Source organism: Qipengyuania sp. YIM B01966, from assembly GCF_016461955.1.
GTDB lineage: Bacteria > Pseudomonadota > Alphaproteobacteria > Sphingomonadales > Sphingomonadaceae > QFOP01.
In genome coordinates this window covers 36698-54216 of the sequence record NZ_JADMNM010000001.1, presented here as the reverse complement: position 1 = coordinate 54216, position 17519 = coordinate 36698, and the positions used below count along the sequence as shown (strand labels likewise).

The window sequence follows — 17519 nt, the reverse complement described above, 5'->3', positions numbered from 1 at the left end:
GCCGATCGACAATGGCCGATTTGCGAAGTTGTGCGTTCGCCGATTCATGACCAGCTCCCGCGCCAAGCTCGTTTTCGTCGATGACAGTCTTCCCGGTATCACCCGTCGCCGTGCCGGTACCGGCTGGGCCTATTTCGATGCCACGGGGCAAAAGATCAGCGATCCGGCGGAGCGACAGCGCCTGAACGCCATCGCCCTGCCGCCCGCCTACGTCGATGCCTGGTATTGCCCGGCCGATAACGGGCATATTCTAGCGACGGGCTATGACGCCAAGGGGCGCAAGCAGTACCGCTATCACCCCGATTTCCGGGCCGAGCGCGAGAGCCACAAATTCGATGGCTGCGTCACCTTCGGCAGCCTGCTGCCTCTGGTTCGCAAGCGGGTCGACAGCGAACTGGCGGGCCGCAATGCAACGCGCGAGCGCGCTGTCGCGGGCGTTGTCCGGTTGCTCGATATCGGCATCATTCGCGTCGGCAACGAACAATACGCGAAGACCAACAAGAGCTTTGGTGCGACCACCTTGCGCCAGCGCCACGCCAAGGTCAGCGGCACCAGCCTGCGTCTGCGGTACAAGGGCAAGTCGGGCGTTGTGCGCGATCTGCAACTGTCGGATCGCCGGCTCGCCAAGGTGGTGCGTTCGATGCAGGACTTGCCGGGGCAGAACCTGTTCCAGTATCTCGACGACAGCGGCTTTGCGCAGCCGGTGACCTCGAGCGACGTGAATGCCTATCTCGCCGAGACGATGGGCGAAGCGATCACCGCCAAGAGTTTCCGCACCTGGCACGCCAGCGCTATGGGCTATGGCCTGCTGGCCCGGTCGAGCGAGAAGTTGACGGTAAAGGAGCTTACCACTGCGATCGCGCACGAACTGGGCAACACACCGACCGTCTGCCGCAAGAGCTATATCCACCCTGCAGTGATGAGCCTAATCGACACGCAGGAGGATTTTCGCGCGAGCCTGCGCCTGCCGCGCGCAACGCGCTGGCTGACGCGCGAAGAACGCGGGCTGATCGAATTGTTGCAGGATGCCGGATCGTCGCATGCGCTCATTGCGGCCGCCGCAGCTTGAGGCGGCGCTTGCGCGGCAGCGCGGGATAGGAAACAAGCGCCCGATGAGCAGCGCCCACCCATTCTATCATCTCGCGACGCACGGCATGGTCCGTGTCGCTACTGCGACACCGCAGACCCGCACCGCTGATGTCGCATACAATACAACCGGGATCATCGAGCAGGCGCGCGAGGCGCACGCGGCCGGGGTGGACGTGCTGCTCTACCCCGAACTCACGGTCTCCTCCTATGCGATCGACGATCTGCATCTGCAAATCGCTCTGCTCGACGCCGTCGAAGAGGCGATCGGCCAGATCGCAGCAGAGACTGCGGAACTTGCCCCGGTGCTGGCGTTCGGCGCGCCGCTGCGCCGCAATGGCCATATCTACAATTGTGCGCTGGTGATGGCGCGGGGGAAGCTGCTGGGCGTGGTCCCCAAGATCTTCCTGCCCAATTACCGCGAATTCTATGAAAAGCGCTGGTTCGCGTCTGGACGCGAGACCACGGGGCTCACCATCACGGTTGGCGGGGTGGAAGTTCCCTTCGGCACCGACCTGATCTTTGCGGCCGATGGTTGCCCCGAATTCGTCCTCGGTATCGACATTTGCGAAGATTTCTGGGCGCCGATCCCGCCATCCACCTATGCCGCACTCGCGGGGGCGACGATCCTGCTCAACCTGTCGGCATCCAACGTAACGATCGGCAAGTCGGAAGACCGGCACCTGTTGTCGCGGGCGCAATCCTCGCGCGCGATTGCAGCCTACGCCTATTCCGCCAGTGGGTTCGGCGAAAGCACCACCGACCTGTCGTGGGACGGGCAGGGGATGATCTACGAGCTGGGCGACCTCCTGGCCGAAAGCGTGCGGTTCGATCTCGCGCCCGAAATGTGCGTGGCGGATGTCGATGGCGCGCGCATCCTGTCCGAACGAATGCGCAATGGCACGTTCACCGACAGCGCGCAGCTGCAACCGCGACCCGAGGAAACCTATCGCCGGGTCGGCTTCAAGCACATCCCCGCCGCCGATGATCGCGGCCTGCGGCGCAGTGTCGCCCGGTTCCCGTTCGTGCCGGCGCGCCAGCATGCGCTCGACGAGGATTGCTATGAGGCGTTTAACATTCAGGTCGACGGGCTGGTCCGGCGGATGCACGCGACTGGAGCCAAATCGCTGGTCATCGGCGTGTCGGGCGGGCTGGATTCGACCCATGCGCTGATCGTCTGTGCCAAGGCGTGCGATCTGCTGAACCTGCCGCGCACGACGATCCGCGGCTACACCATGCCGGGCTTCGCCACCTCCGATCATACGAAATCGAATGCGTGGAAGCTGATGCAGGCCATCGGCATCACGGCGGAAGAAATCGACATCACCCCGGCCGCGCGGCGGATGCTGGAAGATATCGGCCACCCCTTTGCCAAGGGCGAGGCGGTGTACGACACGACCTTCGAAAACGTTCAGGCGGGCCTGCGAACCGATTATCTGTTCCGCATTGCCGGGCTGCATAACGGCTTTGTCGTCGGGACGGGCGATCTGTCGGAACTGGCGCTCGGCTGGGCAACCTATGGCGTGGGCGACCAGATGAGCCATTACGGCGTCAATTCGGGCGTGCCCAAGACGCTGATCCAGTATCTCATCCGCTGGGCTACCCGCACCGACCAGTTCGACCCTGCGACGGACGCCGTCCTCGAAGCGATCCTTGCAACAGAGATTTCGCCCGAGCTGGTTCCGGCGGGGGCGAGCGGCAAGGTGCAAAGCACCGAGGATGCGGTCGGGCCCTATGCGCTCAACGACTTCTTCATCCATCACACGATCCGCGCCGGGCAGAAACCGAGCAAGATCGCCTTCCTCGCTTGGCACGCGTGGAAGGATGCCGGGGCGGGGGTGTGGCCAGCGGGTTCTCCCGAGGAGGGGCGGCAGCAATACGATCTGGCGACCATCCGCCATTGGCTGGAAAAGTTTGTCTGGCGGTTCTTCCAGTTCAGCCAATTCAAGCGCAGCGCCATGCCCAATGGTCCGAAGGTGAGCGCGGCCGGGGCGCTCAGCCCGCGCGGTGATTGGCGCGCACCGTCCGATGCGGTGGCCGATGTGTGGCTGGCCGAATTGCGCGCCAACGTGCCCGCCGAATAGGGTCAGCCGATCGGCATCACCCAGCCATGCGGGTCGGGCTGCTCGCCCCTCTGGATAGCCACCAGCCGCGCGCGCAGCTTCTGCGCCAACTGGCCCGGCCCGCCGCTGCCGATGGTGAAATCGCCATCGCGGTCGGCGACCTTGCCCACTGGGGTAACCACGGCGGCGGTCCCGCAGGCGAGTGTTTCAACCAGCCGGCCCGATTGCGCATCGGTCCGCCATTGGTCGATCGCATAGGGCTCCTCGCGCACGATGAGCCCCTCGTCGCGCATCAGCTGGATCAGGCTGTCGCGGGTGATGCCCGGCAGGATCGTTCCGGTCAGCGGCGGGGTGACGACGCTGCCATCGTCGAACGCAAAGAACAGGTTCATCCCGCCCAGTTCCTCGATCCAGCGGCGTTCGGCCGCGTCGAGGAACAGCACCTGGTCGTGCCCTTGGGCGAAGGCTTCGCCCGTCGGCACCAGGCTGGCGGCGTAATTGCCGCCGCACTTGGCCGCCCCGGTACCGCCGGGCGCCGCGCGGGTATAGTCACGAGCGACCCAGATCGACACGGCCGGCGCGCCTGATTTGAAATAGTTGCCGGCGGGGCTGGCGATGACGATGAAGCTGTATTGCCGGGCAGGGCGGACGCCCAGAAAGGCCTCGGTCGCAAACATGAAGGGGCGCAGATAGAGCGAGCCACCCTCAACGCTGGGAAACCAGTCGCGGTCGGTCAGCACCAATTCGCGGCAGGCTGCGATGAACAGCTCTTCGGGCAGTTCGGGCATTGCAAGTCGCCGGGCCGAGGCATTGAACCGGCGCGCGTTCTGGTCCGGGCGGAATAGGGTCATCTGGCCCTGCGCGCCGCGATATGCTTTCAGCCCCTCGAAGATTTCCTGCGCGTAATGCAGCACCGCGCAGGCCGGGTCGAGCGACAGCGGCTCGCGCGGCCCGATCCGCGCCCCGTGCCAGCCGCCATTTTCCGCGTCATAGTCGACCGTGACCATGTGGTCGGTGAAGATGGTCCCGAAACCGGGATTGGCCAGCGCCTGCTCGCGCGTGGCCGAAGGAACGGGCGCGGCGTGCGGCAGACGGTCAAAGGAATGGGCGGCGGCAGGAGTGGTCATCGAACGGCATACCTTGTTGCTTTCATCGCGCGCATAAGGCGAAAGCGTAATGGCGACAACCTGAGCGCGAGGGAGGTCTGGATGAACAACAAGGTGGCGGTGCTGGCCGGGCTGGCAGCTCTGGCGGGATGCGGCCAGCCTCAAGCCGAGCAATCGGAACCGGTCTATGAGACAGCGTCGGTTTCGACGCCCGCCCCTGCTGCGCCTGACGCGGCTGAGCCGGGCGAACTGACCTGTACCAGCCCGATCCGGGCGGATGACAGCGCTGACACGCTGATCGCTCGCTATGGGCCGGCCGCACAGCGGATGACCGTGCCTGGCGCCGAAGGGATGGAAACGCCGGGCGTCGTGCTGTGGGCCAACGATCCAGCGCGCCGGGTCGAGGTGCTGTTCTGGGACGACGCCCTGACCCGCCCGGCCCACATCGCGGTCCCCGCCGGAAGCGCCTGGCGCGTGGTCGGTCTCGCTGCCAATGCGCCGCTCTCTGCCGTGACGGCGGCGAATGGTCGCCCGTTCAAGCTCTCCGGCTTCGGCTGGGATTATGGCGGGATGGTCACCGATCTTGCCGGCGGCGCGCTGGCTTCGGCGGCTGCCCCGTGCAGCGTCGTGCTGCGCTTCACCGTCAGCGCGGATGCTCCGGCAGGCACCATGGGCGACGGCGTTACTCTTTCGTCCGACGATACGCGCCTCGCCGGCAAGGACGTGCAACTGGACGGGATCGGCCTCGGTTTCCCTGCACCCGAAGGAATGGAATAGGCGTAGGAAATGAGAAGGGCAGCTCCGCCCGTGGGGAAGCTGCCCTTCGCATGGTCAGCGGCCGCAAGCGCCGCTCACGAAGCCTTTATCGGTGACGGATGCTTACCGATAATGCTCGCAACGGAAACTGGCCGACCTCTCTGCTGAACCATGAGACATCGGATCACCTCCTTTCGCGCTTGTGAGCCAGAGCGTGCATTTCACCGCCGCCCAAGATCGCGTGTGCCGCCGATCTTGCTGGCAATGTGAGTCTTTCCGCGGCGCAAGACAAGTCTTGCAATAAACTTTTTCCCGGTCACAATCCGGCGCTTGTGACCGCGTCTAGAAGCGGGCATTCAGCCGTTTCGCGCGGCGATGGCGTAGAGCGCGATCGCCCCCGCGTTCGACACGTTAAGGCTTTCCATCGCCGGCGCAATCGGCAGGCGGGCCAGCGCATCGCAATGCTCGGCGATATTGTGGCGCATTCCTTCGCCTTCGGCCCCCAGCACCAGCGCCACCGGCCCGGCGGGGAGGGCATCGGCGAGGACCGCATCGGCTTCGCCGGCAAGACCAATCCGCCAATAACCCGCCTCCGCCATCTGCTCCAGCGCACGGGCGAGGTTGACCACCCGCACCCACGGCACCAGTTCGAGCGCCCCGCTGGCCGATTTCGCGACCACGCCGCTTTCGGGCGGAGCATGGCGGTCCTGCGTGACCAGTGCCGCCGCGCCAAACGCCGCCGCAGAGCGCAGCAGGGCGCCGACATTATGCGGGTCGGTCACCTGATCGAGCACCAGGATCGGCCGGCCATTGTCGGCATCGAGCACCTCGTCGAGATGCAGATCTTCGAGCGGGGCACATTCCAGCACCAGCCCCTGATGCGGCGCATCGCGCGCGACCAGCCGGTCAAGATCGGGCGTATCGGCATATTCGACCGGAAAATCGGCCGGCAGTTCTCCGTCGAGCGACGCGACCCCGTCGCGCGTCGCCCAGAGCTTGCGGTGCTGGCGCGCCGGGTTCTTCAGCGCCGCCTCGACCGCGTGGCGGCCCCACAGGCGCACCTGTCCGGTGCTGGCCCGGCCGCTGCCGCGCCCGCCCTGCATCCGCCCCGCGCGGCCGCGCAAGGCACGTTTGCGATCCGGTCTTGCCACTGTTTGCTCCTGTCGCCGTGCCGAGCGCGGGCCTGTGCCAGCGCGGCGGTTGACAGGCAAGCGCGGCTTCGTCATGGGGGCGCCTCTCGGCTGGCCGGGGCCCTCGTGCCCCGATCATTTTTGAGCGGCTGGCACAGCACGTGGACAGGTGGCCGAGTGGTTAAAGGCAGCAGACTGTAAATCTGCCCGCGCAAGCGTACGCTGGTTCGAATCCAGCCCTGTCCACCACTTTCTCTGGCCCCCAACGGGGCGCGGCGCGCGAGCTGAGCAATGGATCACCCCGTCCCCGTCATCTCGGCCACCGGGTTGTTCACCCCGCCCGAGAGCATCACCAATGAGGAGCTGGTCGCCAGCTTCAACGCATTCGTCGCGGACGAAAATGCCCGCCATGCCGAGCCCATCGCTGCCGGCACGCGCGAGGCGCTGCAACCGAGCTCGGTAGAATTTATCGAGAAGGCGAGCGGGATCAAGGCGCGTCACGTGATGTGCAAGGCGCCCTTACTCGACCCCGCCATCATGGCGCCGCGCTGGCGCGAGCGGGGCAATGACGAACTGTCGTTGATGGCCGAAATCGGCGTTGCCGCTGCCGAGCAGGCGCTCGACCGGGCCGGCCGCCGCGCTGCCGATGTAGACGCTGTTCTGTGCGCGGCTTCCAATATGGAACGGCCCTATCCAGCGATGGCGATCGAGATCCAGCAGGCGCTGGGAATCGACGGGTTCGCTTTCGACATGAATGTCGCGTGTTCCTCAGCGACGTTCGGCATCCAGACGGCCGCCGATTACATCCGCGCCGGCAATGCCCGCAGCGTGCTGGTGGTCAGCCCCGAAATCACCAGCGGGCACCTCAACTGGCGCGACCGCGACAGCCATTTCATCTTCGGCGATGTGGCGACAGCCGTGCTGGTCGAGGCCGCGGACATGGCCCCGGCGGGTCATTGGGAGATCCTCGGCACACGGCTGAAGACCGTCTTCTCGAACAATATCCGCAACAATTTCGGCTTCCTTAACCGCGCGCATCCCGACAGCGCCGGGGCGGCGGACAAGCTGTTCGTCCAGGAAGGTCGCAAGGTGTTCAAGGAAGTCGTGCCAATGGTCGCGGCGCTGATCCTTGAAGAAGCCGAGCGGCTGGCGATCGACCCGCAGAGCCTGCGGCGGCTGTGGCTGCACCAGGCGAATGCCGGGATGAACCGGCTGATCGCGCAGCGCGTGCTGGGGCACGAAGCGAACGAGGACGAAAGCCCGACCGTGCTCGACACCTATGGCAACACGTCGAGCGCAGGTTCGATCATCGCCTTTCATCTCCACAGCGCCGATCTGGCAGCGGGCGATACCGGCCTCATCTGCAGCTTCGGGGCAGGGTATTCGGTGGGCAGCGTGTTTGTGCGCAAGGCTGGCTGACAGCCGGCACCTGTGGGCAAGGGTTGGCAGCACCGGCGCGCTCATCTAGACGTGCCGGCTATGGCCGGTGAGATATTAGACAACCGTGGCCGGGGTGAAGCCAGCTGGTCCTGGCCCCCGATCCACCCCGAAGGACGCAAATTTGGCCTGATCGCGGTCGCGATTGCGCTGGTGTTCCTGCTGGCGCTGGACTGGGAGATTGTCGGGTGGCCTTTGCTGATGCTGTCGGCTGGCGTATTCGCCTTCTTCCGCGATCCCGAGCGCGTGGTGCCGCAGGATGACCGCTTTGTCATCGCCCCGGCAGACGGGCTGGTTTCGCTGATCAGCCAGGTGGAGCCACCGCCCGAAATGCGCGCCGATGATGCGACGGGTCCCGGGCTGGGCGCGGGCCCGGTCACGCGTGTGTCGATTTTCATGAGCGTGTTCGACGTCCACATCAACCGCGCGCCGATCAGTGGCACAGTGCGCCGCGTGGCCTATATTCCCGGCCAGTTCCTCAACGCCGACCTCGACAAGGCGAGCGAAGAGAACGAGCGCCAGCATATCCTGATCGAGCGGGCGGACGGCACGCGGATCGGTTTTACCCAGATTGCCGGGCTGGTGGCGCGGCGGATCGTTCCGTTCGTCAAGCCGGGCGACACGCTGGCGGCGGGGCAGCGGGTCGGGCTGATCCGGTTCGGGAGCCGGGTCGACGTCTATCTGCCCGCGGGCACCGATCCCAAGGTGCTGCTGGGGCAGAAGGTCATCGCTGGTGAGACGATCCTGGCGGAAATCGGGCAGCAGAAGCTCGTCGAAGGCCGGGCGTTGTGAGCGATCAGCCGGCCGAACGGCTCGGCCCCAAATCGGCCGAGGATGAGCCGGTGGCCGGTCGACGTGGCGCGCGCGGCCTGTCGCTTCGCGCAGTGGTGCCCAACGCGATCACAGCCGCGGCGCTGTGCTCGGGGCTGACCAGCATCCGTTTTGCGGTGACAGGGGATTGGCCTGAGGCCATCGTTGCGGTCCTTCTGGCCGGCGTGCTCGACGGGCTGGACGGGCGGATTGCGCGGCTGCTCAAGGCCCAATCGCGCTTCGGGGCAGAACTCGACAGCCTGGCCGATTCGCTCAGTTTCGGCATGGCGCCTGCGCTGATCCTTTATATGTGGTCGCTGCAGGACCTGCCGCGCCTCGGCTGGTTTGCCAGCCTCGCTTTTGCCATTTGTTGCGCCTTGCGACTGGCCCGGTTCAACGCGCAGATCGATGTGGACGAGCAACCCCATAAGTCGGCCGGTTTCCTGACCGGTGTGCCAGCACCCGTCGGCGCGGGCCTGGGCTTCCTGCCTTTCTACCTGTGGATGGCGACGGGGTTGGAGCTGTTCCGCAATCCCGTTCTCGTCGGGATGTGGCTGGCAATAATCGCTTTTCTGATGATTTCGAACATCGCCACCCTCAGTTGGACGTCAATGCGCCCGCGGCGCACCATCAGGCTCGAACTGATTGCCCTGTTCGGGCTCGTATTTGCCGCATTGTTGGTGGAGCCGTGGTGGACGCTGATCGGGATTTGCCTCGTCTATCTGGCGCTGATGCCATTTGGCTGGCTGCGTTATGCCCGCGTCAGGCGGCAGCGCGCAGCGAACAGCGCGGGGTAGACGGCACCGGGACTGCCCGGGCCCTGACCAACGGAACAACCTGCCCCGTGACGGGATGCGACGCGTCGGTAAACCGGACGCGGACCGCCTGGCGCTGCCGAGCGATGTCATGGGCCGGCCGCAACTGGCGCCAGATCGCCCCTGCACGAAGGGCACTGTCGGCGACCACCCACAGCGCCGCCAACGTCGCCAGGGCGAACAGCACAATCAGCATCGAAGCGTGCATGGCAAAGACCTTCTATCCTGCTGTGCACACATCTGTGAACAGACGGTGCACTGGTGTGGAAAACTCCGAATCGTACAATCCGTTCCGGCGTTGTTCCGTGTTCTCTTTTTGTTCCCAACAAGTCAAGCGCAAATTCGCTGCGCGGGCGGTGGGACTAGCCAAAGCCGCGGCGCCCGCCTAAAGCGCGCGCGCCTGCCGGATGATTCGGCAGACAAATCCACATGGGGTGCGCTGACATACCGGTGGCGCATGCGGGTGATCCGCCGCGCTTCCAGCATCCCAGAGGCAGAACCGGAAAGGAATTACCTATGGCGGCCCCGACCGTCTCCATGCAGCAATTGATCGAGGCCGGCGCGCATTTCGGCCACCAGACTCACCGCTGGAACCCGCGGATGAAGCCCTACATCTTCGGTGCTCGCAACGGGGTTCACATCATCGACCTGTCGCAGACGGTGCCGCTGATGGCGCGCGCGCTCGACTTCGTGTCGCAGACCGTTCGTTCGGGCGGGAAGGTGCTGTTCGTCGGCACCAAGCGTCAGGCCCAGGAGCCGATTGCCCAGGCCGCTCGCGCGGCCGGCCAGCATTTCGTCAACCACCGCTGGCTGGGCGGGATGCTCACCAACTGGAAGACGATCTCGCAGTCAATCAAGCGCCTCAAGACGCTTGAAGAGCAGCTGTCGGGCGACACTTCGGGCTTCACCAAGAAGGAAGTGCTCCAGCTGACCCGCGAACGCGACAAGCTGGAAATGTCGCTTGGCGGCATTCGCGACATGGGCGGCATTCCCGACGTGATGTTCGTGATCGACGCCAACAAGGAAGACCTGGCGATTAAGGAAGCCAATGTCCTCGGCATTCCGGTGGTCGCGGTGCTCGACACCAATGTCGATCCGAGCGGCATCGCCTTCCCTGTTCCAGCGAATGATGACGCCAGCCGCGCCATCCGCCTCTATTGCGAAGCGTTCGGCGAAGCGGCGCGGACCGGCAAGGGCGAGGCCGTGACCAGCTCGGGCGCCGATTTCGGGGCGATGGACGAACCGCCGGCGGAAGCTGCGGTCGCCGCGCCGGCGGCGGAAGCCACCGACGCGTAACACGCGCCGTCCACCAGTGACATGGCGGCGCGGCCGGGGCGGGCATCATGCTCCCTCCGGCCGCGCCCATTCCCCCAAGTGAAGGATTGAACAATGGCCGATTACACGCTCGCCGATGTGAAGACCCTGCGCGAGAAGACCGGCGCGGGCATGATGGATGCGAAGAAGGCGCTCGAAGCATCGGGCGGCGATATCGAGGCTGCGGTCGACGCGCTGCGCGCCAAGGGCCTCGCCACCGCGCAGAAGAAGTCGAGCCGCACTGCGGCCGAAGGCCTTGTCGGCGTCGCCGTGGCGGGCACGAAGGGCGTTGCGGTCGAGGTGAACTCGGAAACCGACTTCGTTGCCAAGAACGACAAGTTCCAGGATTTCGTCCGCAAGACCACCGATGCAGCGCTGAATGTCGATGGCGATGATGTCGCCGCGCTCAAGGATGCGGCTTACCCCGATGGCGGCACGGTGGGCGACAAGCTGACCGACAATGTCGCGACGATCGGCGAAAACCAGCAGGTGCGCCGGATGAAGACCGTCTCGGTCGGTCAGGGCATGATCGTGCCTTACGTCCACAACGCCGCGGCGCCAAATCTGGGCAAGATCGGTGTGCTGGTTGCGCTCGAAAGCGATCTCGGCGCCGATGTGCTGGAGCCTTTGGGCAAGGATGTGGCGATGCACATCGCCGCCGCATTTCCGCAGGCGCTCGATGCGGACGGCCTCGATGCCGACGTGATCGAACGCGAACGCAAGATCGCCGGCGAAAAGGCCGCCGAAAGCGGCAAGCCCGCCGAGGTGCAGGCCAAGATGGTCGATGGTGCGGTGGCCAAGTTCGCCAAGGAAAACGCGCTGCTCAGCCAGCTGTTCGTCAAGGACGGCAAGACCCCGATCGCCGATGTCGTCGCCAAGGCGGGCAAGGATGCCGGCGGCACGGTGAAGCTGGTCGACTACGTCCGCTTCCAACTGGGCGAAGGCATCGAGAAGGAAGAAACCGACTTCGCCGCCGAAGTCGCCGCCGCCGTCAAGGGCTGAGGTTTCCTGTCATCTAGAACGCGGCCGCCGGAACGATCCGGCGGCCGTTTTCACATCAGCTCAGCGAATATCGATGACCCAGATTTCCGGCTGGGTGAAAAGGCGGAACGGCACGACGCTGGTGCCAAGACCTGCGCTGGTAATCAGGATGTTACCGTTTTCTCGCACCACGCCGCAGGCATAACGCTGTCCATAGCGGGACATGCTGGCGGGTGCGCCGCCCCATGGCCAAGCAATCTGGCCGCAATGTGTATGACCTGCCAGCACGAGCCCAGTGCGCGGAGGAAGCGCGGGAAAAGGATCGGGGCTGTGGCTCAGAACCACCCCGTGACCGCCCTGCGCCACGAGTGCGGACATGGTCCGCGCAATATCGGCGTGATTGGTAAAATCGTCGTCCAACCCTGCAATCGGCACACCACCGGCTATGGTCACGGCGTTTTGCAACACATCGATGTGCACCTTCGCCAGCTCGCGCTTCAACTCGCCGACGTCGCGCCAATGGTCGTGGTTGCCCGGCACCGCCAGGCCCACTGCGCGCCGGTCAATTTTGCCAAGGGGCGCCACCGATGCCGCTGTCGAATAGTGTCGGCTCGCGGCGCGCTTGTCGCTGACAAAATCGCCGGCGAATAGCACCAGATCGGGCTTCAGCTGGTTCACTTGCGCGACGATCCGGGCCAGCCGCGAAGGCGGCATATCCGGTCCCGCGACGTGCAGATCACTGAGCAGGACGATCCGGCGGGGGTGACGGGCGTCAACCAGCGATCGCGGCACCGATACGGTGCGAACCGCCGGGTCGCGCATCGTATCGTGCCACGCCTTGGCGCCAACCAACGCCGGTGCCGCGCACAGGAGGGGGGCGATGATCCGCCATAGCCGGGGGCGGGGCTTTCCCTTTGCGCGTGTCACGCTTCGTGGCTAAGGAGCGGCAACCTTTGCTGCAACTGGGAAATTCCGTCTCGACATGCCCCTCCCACCGATGAAACGCGTCCTGCTGAAGCTGTCGGGCGAGGTGCTGATGGGCAATCAGCAGTTCGGCATCGATCCGGCCTTCGTCGCCCAGCTGGCCGAGGAGGTAAAGGCCGCCAAGGATACGGGACTTGAAATCTGCCTGGTGATCGGCGGCGGCAATATCTTTCGCGGGATGGCGGGGGCGGCGGCGGGGATGGACCGCGCGCAGGCCGATTACATGGGGATGCTGGCGACGGTGATGAACGCGCTCGCCATGCAGAATGCGCTCGAACAGATCGGGGTGCAGACGCGGGTCCAGTCGGCCATTCAGATGGACGCGGTGTGCGAACCGGTGATCCGCCGGCGCGCCGAGCGTCATCTGGAAAAGGGGCGGGTGGTGATCTTCGCCGCGGGCGTCGGTGCGCCTTATTTTACAACCGATAGCGGGGCCGCTTTGCGCGCGGCGGAAATGCGCTGCGATGCACTGCTCAAGGGCACCAGCGTTGACGGGGTCTATGACAGCGATCCGAAGCGCAACGCATCCGCCAACCGTTTCGACACCGTTACTTACGACCGGGTCCTGGCAGACAATCTCCAGGTGATGGACGCCTCTGCTGTCGCGCTTTGTCGCGACAATGCCATTCCGATCGTGGTGTTCTCGATCCGCGAACAGGGCAATCTCGCGCGTGTGCTGCGCGGCGATGGTGTCCAGACGATAGTGCAGGGAAGCTGATCATGGCGAAATACGACAAGGCCGACATCGAACGGCGGATGAAGGGCGCGGTGGAGAGCCTCAAGGGCGATTTGTCGGGGCTCAGGACGGGCCGGGCCAATACCAGCCTGCTCGATCCGGTGGTGGTCGAGGTGTATGGCGCGATGATGCCATTGAACCAGGTGGCGACCGTCTCTGCGCCCGAACCGCGGATGCTGAGCGTGCAGGTGTGGGACAAGTCGAACCTGATCGCGGTCGAAAAGGGGATCGCCAAATCGAACCTCGGCCTCAACCCGATGATCGACGGGCAGACCCTGCGCCTGCCGTTGCCCGACCTCACCGAGGAGCGCCGCAAGGACCTGGCCAAGCTTGCCGGCGAATATGGCGAGAAGGCCAAGATCGCCATCCGCAATGTCCGCCGCGACGGAATGGAGGCGCTGAAGGATGACGAGAAGAAGAAGGATATTTCGGAAGACGACCGCAAGCGCGCCGAGGACGAGGTCCAGAAGATGACTGACAATCACGTTGCGGAAACCGACACGGTGGTCGCGGCCAAGGTAAAGGAAATCCTCAGCCAGTGATGCCCGGCGCGGCCATGACGAGGTTCCGCACGCAATGACGGCGACGATCGCGCCTGCGCGTGCGCGCCATGTGGCGATCATCATGGATGGCAATGGCCGCTGGGCCAAGCGTCGCCACCTGCCCCGCGTGGTCGGCCATCAGCGCGGCGTGGAGGCGGTGCGCAAGCTGGTCCGGGCAACAGCTGCCCTCGATCTCGAATGCCTGACGCTCTACGCCTTCTCTTCGGAGAACTGGAAACGACCCGAGGACGAGGTCGACGATCTGATGGGGCTGATGCGCAAGTTCATTCGCTCCGACCTGCCCGAGTTCATAGAGCACGGTGTCAGGCTCCACATCATCGGCGACTGGCGTGGGCTGGCGCCGGATATCGTCGCCATGCTCGACGACGCGCTGAGGCAGACGGCCCGCGGCACGCGCACCCTGGCGGTGGCGCTGAACTATGGCGGGCAGCAGGAAATCGCCCGCGCCGCTTCTGCTGCCGCCGCTGAAGGTGCGATCACCCCCGAAGCCATCGCCGCGCAGCTTGATACCGCCAGTCTCCCGCCGCTCGATCTGCTGATCCGAACCAGCGGCGAAGTGCGCCTGTCGAACTTCCTGCTGTGGCAGGCGGCCTATGCCGAGATGCTGTTTGTCGACACGCTGTGGCCCGATTTCACGCCCGAGCACCTGGCGGCGGCGCTCCAGGATTTCGCCACGCGGGAGCGCCGCTATGGCGGACGCTGAGCCAGCGCCGCGGCGCGCGCGCAATTCCGATCTTGGGGTGCGCGTTCTGTCGGCGCTGGTTATGGTTGCGCTTGCAATCGGGGCGGTGGTCGCCGGTGGCTGGCTATGGACGGCCTTCGTGGTGCTGGTCGCGGGCGGAGTGTTCTGGGAATTCACTCGGCTGGTCAACGGTTTCGCGCGCGGTGCGAGCGGGCTTCTCTGGATGCTTGGCGGGGCGATCTACATCGCCGTCGCCGCCGTGATGCTGATTATCCTGCGCCAGGATGACTGGCTGACCCCGCTGATCCCGGTGATCGGCGTCGTGGCCACCGATACCGGCGCTTATTTCGCCGGACGCGCGATCGGCGGGCCGAAAATTGCCCCCGCGATCAGCCCGTCAAAGACATGGGCAGGGTTGCTTGGCGGAATGCTGGCCGCCGCAATCGCGCTGGCGGGCATTGCCGGGTTCGTCAGCTACCTGCTTTCGGCGCTGGGCGGATCAGGGCCGCAGCCATCCGCCTTTTTCGGGCCGGCCACGCTGGCCGGGCTGGGGCTTGGCGCGCTGCTTGCAGTGGTCGCACAGGTGGGTGATTTCTTCGAAAGCTGGATGAAACGCCGGGCCGGGGTGAAGGATTCGAGCAACCTCATTCCGGGCCATGGCGGGCTATTCGACCGGGTGGACGGGCTGCTGGCGGTGCTGTCCCTCTTCGGCCTCGCTCATTTCGCGGGCGTGACGGGATGAGACGGATCAGCATTCTCGGCGCGACCGGCTCGATCGGCGGGTCCACGCTCGATCTCGTCCGGCGCAACCGGGCTGACTGGCAAGTCGCCGCGCTGACCGCGCAAACGAACGTCGCCGATCTGGCTGCCCTCGCTCGCGAATTCAGCGCCGAGATGGCGGTGATCGGCGATGAGGCGCAGCTGCCCGCGCTGCGCGAGGCGCTCGCCGGGAGCGGCGTGACGGCTGCCGGCGGCCCGGCCGCGCTGATTGAGGCAGCCCAATGCCCGGCCGATCTGGTGGTAGCGGCCATCGTCGGCTGCGCGGGCCTCGCGCCGACCATGGCCGCGATCGAGCGGGGCGCGGCGGTTGCGCTCGCCAACAAGGAGGCGCTGGTCTCCGCCGGCAGCGTGATGACCGCCGCGGTTGCCCGGCACGGCGCCACGTTGCTGCCGATGGATAGCGAACACAATGCGATCTTCCAGTGCCTCGCCGGGAACGAGCTCAGCGATGTCCGGTCGATCACCCTGACCGCCAGCGGCGGGCCGCTACGGGAATGGAGCGCCGCGCAACTCGACGCGGCGAGCCCGGCACAGGCGGTCGCCCATCCCAACTGGTCGATGGGCGCCAAGATCAGCGTCGATTCGGCGACGATGTTCAACAAGGGCCTCGAACTGATCGAGGCGCATCATCTGTTCCCGATCCCGCTCGATGCGCTCAAGATCGTGGTCCACCCGCAAAGCGTAATCCATTCGCTGGTCGAATATCGCGACGGCTCGTCGCTCGCCCAGCTTGGGCCATCCGATATGCGCGTGCCGATCGCCTCGTGCCTCGCCTGGCCGGCGCGGATGGAGACGCCGATGGCGCCGCTCGATCTGGCAGCGCTCGGCCAACTCACCTTCTTTGCGCCTGACGAGGTGCGCTTCCCCGCGACACGGCTTGCGCGCGAGGCGGCAGAAGCGGGCGGAGCGGCTCCGGCGGTGCTCAATGCAGCGAACGAAATCGCCGTTGGCGCGTTTCTCGCCGGTCAGATAAAGTTCACCCGGATTGCGCCATTGGTCAGCGAAACCCTCGCTTCGCTGGATCTGGCGCGGCCGGTCACGCTCGACGATGTGTTTGCGGTGGACCAGGCGGCCAGAGCCCGCGCGGCGCACTTGCTGGAGCGTTGCTGAATTGGAATCGCCCCCCTTCTGGCTGTATATTGTCGGTTTCCTGCTGGTGCTGGGGCCGCTGGTGACGTTGCACGAGCTGGGCCACTACCTTGTCGGGCGCTGGTTCGGCGTAAAGGCCGACGCGTTTTCGGTCGGGTTCGGGCGCGAGCTCGCCGGCTTTACCGACCGGCGCGGGACGCGGTGGAAATTGTCCGCCCTGCCGCTGGGCGGTTATGTCCAGTTCAAGGGCGACATGAACCCGGCCAGCATCCCCGACGCGGAGGCGAGGGCCACAACACCGCCGGCAGAGCGCGAGGGTGCGTTTCAGTTCGCGCCGCTGTGGCAGCGCGCGCTGATCGTGCTGGCCGGACCGGTGATGAACATACTCGTCACGGTGGCGATCTTTGCCGGGTTCAACCTTGCCTATGGCAAGCTCGAACCGAACACGGTGATCGGCGGGCTGGCCGAAGGTTCGCCCGCGCTGGCCGCAGGGCTGGAGCCGGGCGACCGCATCGTCGCGATCGACGGGGAGGGTGTGCTCCACTTCAGCGATATTGCCGAGCGCGTGATGCTGTATCCCGGGCGCACGGTGAGAGTCACCTATCAGCGGGACGGTGCTGAAACCACAATCCCGGTCAAGATCGCCACCGCCATCGAAACCGATCGTTTCGGCAATGAATCGCGCCTTGGCCGGCTCGGCATCGCGGCCGCGCGGCCAGACATTGTGCCGGTGGGCCTGTTTGAGGCGACCACCCTTGCGGTCGATCAGAGTGTCGGGCTCGTGCGGATGATGGTGGCCGGCATTGCCCAGATCTTCACCGGCGAACGGTCGGTGCGCGAGCTGGGCGGGCCGCTCAAGATTGCCAAGTTTTCCGGAGAGCAACTCAGCCTCGGGCCGATTGCGTTTGTCAGCTTCATCGCGCTGATTTCAATTAACTTGGCATTCATCAACCTGTTGCCAATTCCGGCGCTCGATGGCGGTCACCTGGCTTTTTACGCGGCAGAGGCGGTACGCCGGAAGCCGGTCGATCCGCAGAAGATGGAGTGGGCCTATCGCACCGGTGTGGGGCTGGTGCTGGTGCTGATGCTGTTCGTTACCGCAAACGACCTGATCTCGCTGCCCTTGCTGGGCGGAAGCTAGGACGAAAGATGGCGATTGCGCCCGGCACTTGCTTGATTGGAGATGA

At 65.4% G+C, this 17519-nt stretch carries 18 protein-coding genes and 1 tRNA gene; 15 read left to right on the top strand and 4 right to left on the bottom strand.

Annotated features, from left to right (window positions below):
• The first annotated feature begins 46 nt into the window (after positions 1–46).
• Both ILT46_RS00285 and ILT46_RS00280 read left to right on the top strand, forming a co-directional pair.
• The gene (locus tag ILT46_RS00285; protein ID WP_199502639.1) at positions 47–1069 is read left to right on the top strand and encodes a DNA topoisomerase IB; all 1023 of its coding nucleotides are present in this window, start codon (positions 47–49) and stop codon (positions 1067–1069) included.
• A 43-nt stretch (positions 1070–1112) separates the two neighbouring features.
• Positions 1113–3170, top strand: a complete 2058-nt coding sequence (locus ILT46_RS00280; RefSeq protein WP_199502638.1) for an NAD(+) synthase — start codon at positions 1113–1115, stop codon at positions 3168–3170.
• A 2-nt stretch (positions 3171–3172) separates the two neighbouring features.
• On the opposite strand, the gene ILT46_RS00275 is transcribed toward ILT46_RS00280, so the two are convergent.
• The gene (locus tag ILT46_RS00275; RefSeq protein ID WP_199502637.1) at positions 3173–4276 is read right to left on the bottom strand and encodes a branched-chain amino acid aminotransferase; all 1104 of its coding nucleotides are present in this window, start codon (positions 4274–4276) and stop codon (positions 3173–3175) included.
• Positions 4277–4357: 81 nt separating this feature from the next.
• Between ILT46_RS00275 and ILT46_RS00270 the strand changes: the two genes are divergently transcribed.
• Complete coding sequence (locus ILT46_RS00270; RefSeq protein WP_199502636.1) at positions 4358–5032, top strand: hypothetical protein; 675 nt, start codon at positions 4358–4360, stop codon at positions 5030–5032.
• A gap of 335 nt (positions 5033–5367) precedes the next feature.
• On the opposite strand, the gene rlmB is transcribed toward ILT46_RS00270, so the two are convergent.
• Positions 5368–6114: a 23S rRNA (guanosine(2251)-2'-O)-methyltransferase RlmB gene (rlmB, locus tag ILT46_RS00265; protein WP_199503054.1), complete on the bottom strand. Its 747-nt coding sequence runs from the start codon at positions 6112–6114 to the stop codon at positions 5368–5370.
• A 190-nt stretch (positions 6115–6304) separates the two neighbouring features.
• Between rlmB and ILT46_RS00260 the strand changes: the two genes are divergently transcribed.
• The 4 genes from ILT46_RS00260 (at position 6305) to pssA (ending at position 9185) form a co-directional block, all read left to right on the top strand.
• Positions 6305–6390: transfer RNA gene (locus ILT46_RS00260), tRNA-Tyr, on the top strand.
• A 42-nt stretch (positions 6391–6432) separates the two neighbouring features.
• Positions 6433–7560 carry a beta-ketoacyl-ACP synthase III gene (locus ILT46_RS00255; RefSeq protein ID WP_199502635.1) on the top strand — a complete coding sequence of 376 codons (1128 nt, stop codon included), beginning with the start codon at positions 6433–6435 and terminating at the stop codon, positions 7558–7560.
• Between the two features lie 60 nt (positions 7561–7620).
• Positions 7621–8370 (top strand): phosphatidylserine decarboxylase, encoded by a 750-nt coding sequence (locus ILT46_RS00250; protein ID WP_199502634.1) that lies wholly within the window; start codon positions 7621–7623, stop codon positions 8368–8370.
• Positions 8367–9185: a CDP-diacylglycerol--serine O-phosphatidyltransferase gene (pssA, locus tag ILT46_RS00245; protein ID WP_199502633.1), complete on the top strand. Its 819-nt coding sequence runs from the start codon at positions 8367–8369 to the stop codon at positions 9183–9185. The genes ILT46_RS00250 and pssA overlap by 4 nt, the downstream gene beginning before the upstream one ends.
• Here the strand turns inward: pssA and ILT46_RS00240 are convergent.
• Positions 9151–9411, bottom strand: a complete 261-nt coding sequence (locus ILT46_RS00240; RefSeq protein WP_199502632.1) for a hypothetical protein — start codon at positions 9409–9411, stop codon at positions 9151–9153. The two genes, pssA and ILT46_RS00240, sit on opposite strands and share 35 nt — an antisense overlap.
• A 308-nt stretch (positions 9412–9719) precedes the next feature.
• On the opposite strand from ILT46_RS00240, the gene rpsB reads away from it, so the two are divergent.
• Together rpsB and tsf are read left to right on the top strand one after the other, a co-directional pair.
• Positions 9720–10499, top strand: a complete 780-nt coding sequence (gene rpsB / locus ILT46_RS00235) for a 30S ribosomal protein S2 (RefSeq protein ID WP_199502631.1) — start codon at positions 9720–9722, stop codon at positions 10497–10499.
• A 93-nt stretch (positions 10500–10592) separates the two neighbouring features.
• Entirely contained in the window at positions 10593–11519 is a 927-nt protein-coding gene (tsf, locus tag ILT46_RS00230) for a translation elongation factor Ts (protein WP_199502630.1), read from the top strand.
• Between the two features lie 60 nt (positions 11520–11579).
• On the opposite strand, the gene ILT46_RS00225 is transcribed toward tsf, so the two are convergent.
• The gene (locus ILT46_RS00225; RefSeq protein WP_199502629.1) at positions 11580–12320 is read right to left on the bottom strand and encodes a metallophosphoesterase; all 741 of its coding nucleotides are present in this window, start codon (positions 12318–12320) and stop codon (positions 11580–11582) included.
• A gap of 160 nt (positions 12321–12480) precedes the next feature.
• Here ILT46_RS00225 and pyrH point away from each other — a divergent pair, with 160 nt between their 5' ends.
• The 6 genes from pyrH (at position 12481) to rseP (ending at position 17473) form a co-directional block, all read left to right on the top strand.
• A complete protein-coding gene (gene pyrH / locus ILT46_RS00220; RefSeq protein ID WP_199502628.1) occupies positions 12481–13200 on the top strand; it encodes a UMP kinase in 720 nt (239 codons plus the stop codon).
• A gap of 2 nt (positions 13201–13202) precedes the next feature.
• Entirely contained in the window at positions 13203–13760 is a 558-nt protein-coding gene (gene frr / locus ILT46_RS00215) for a ribosome recycling factor (RefSeq protein WP_199502627.1), read from the top strand.
• A gap of 34 nt (positions 13761–13794) precedes the next feature.
• Entirely contained in the window at positions 13795–14484 is a 690-nt protein-coding gene (gene uppS / locus ILT46_RS00210; protein ID WP_199502626.1) for a polyprenyl diphosphate synthase, read from the top strand.
• Between the two features lie 61 nt (positions 14485–14545).
• On the top strand, positions 14546–15205 hold the full coding sequence (locus tag ILT46_RS00205) for a phosphatidate cytidylyltransferase (protein WP_233396871.1): 660 nt from the start codon (positions 14546–14548) through the stop codon (positions 15203–15205).
• Positions 15202–16353: a 1-deoxy-D-xylulose-5-phosphate reductoisomerase gene (locus ILT46_RS00200; RefSeq protein WP_199502624.1), complete on the top strand. Its 1152-nt coding sequence runs from the start codon at positions 15202–15204 to the stop codon at positions 16351–16353. The genes ILT46_RS00205 and ILT46_RS00200 overlap by 4 nt, the downstream gene beginning before the upstream one ends.
• A 22-nt stretch (positions 16354–16375) precedes the next feature.
• On the top strand, positions 16376–17473 hold the full coding sequence (gene rseP, locus ILT46_RS00195) for an RIP metalloprotease RseP (protein WP_370592299.1): 1098 nt from the start codon (positions 16376–16378) through the stop codon (positions 17471–17473).
• The last annotated feature ends 46 nt before the right edge of the window (positions 17474–17519 follow it).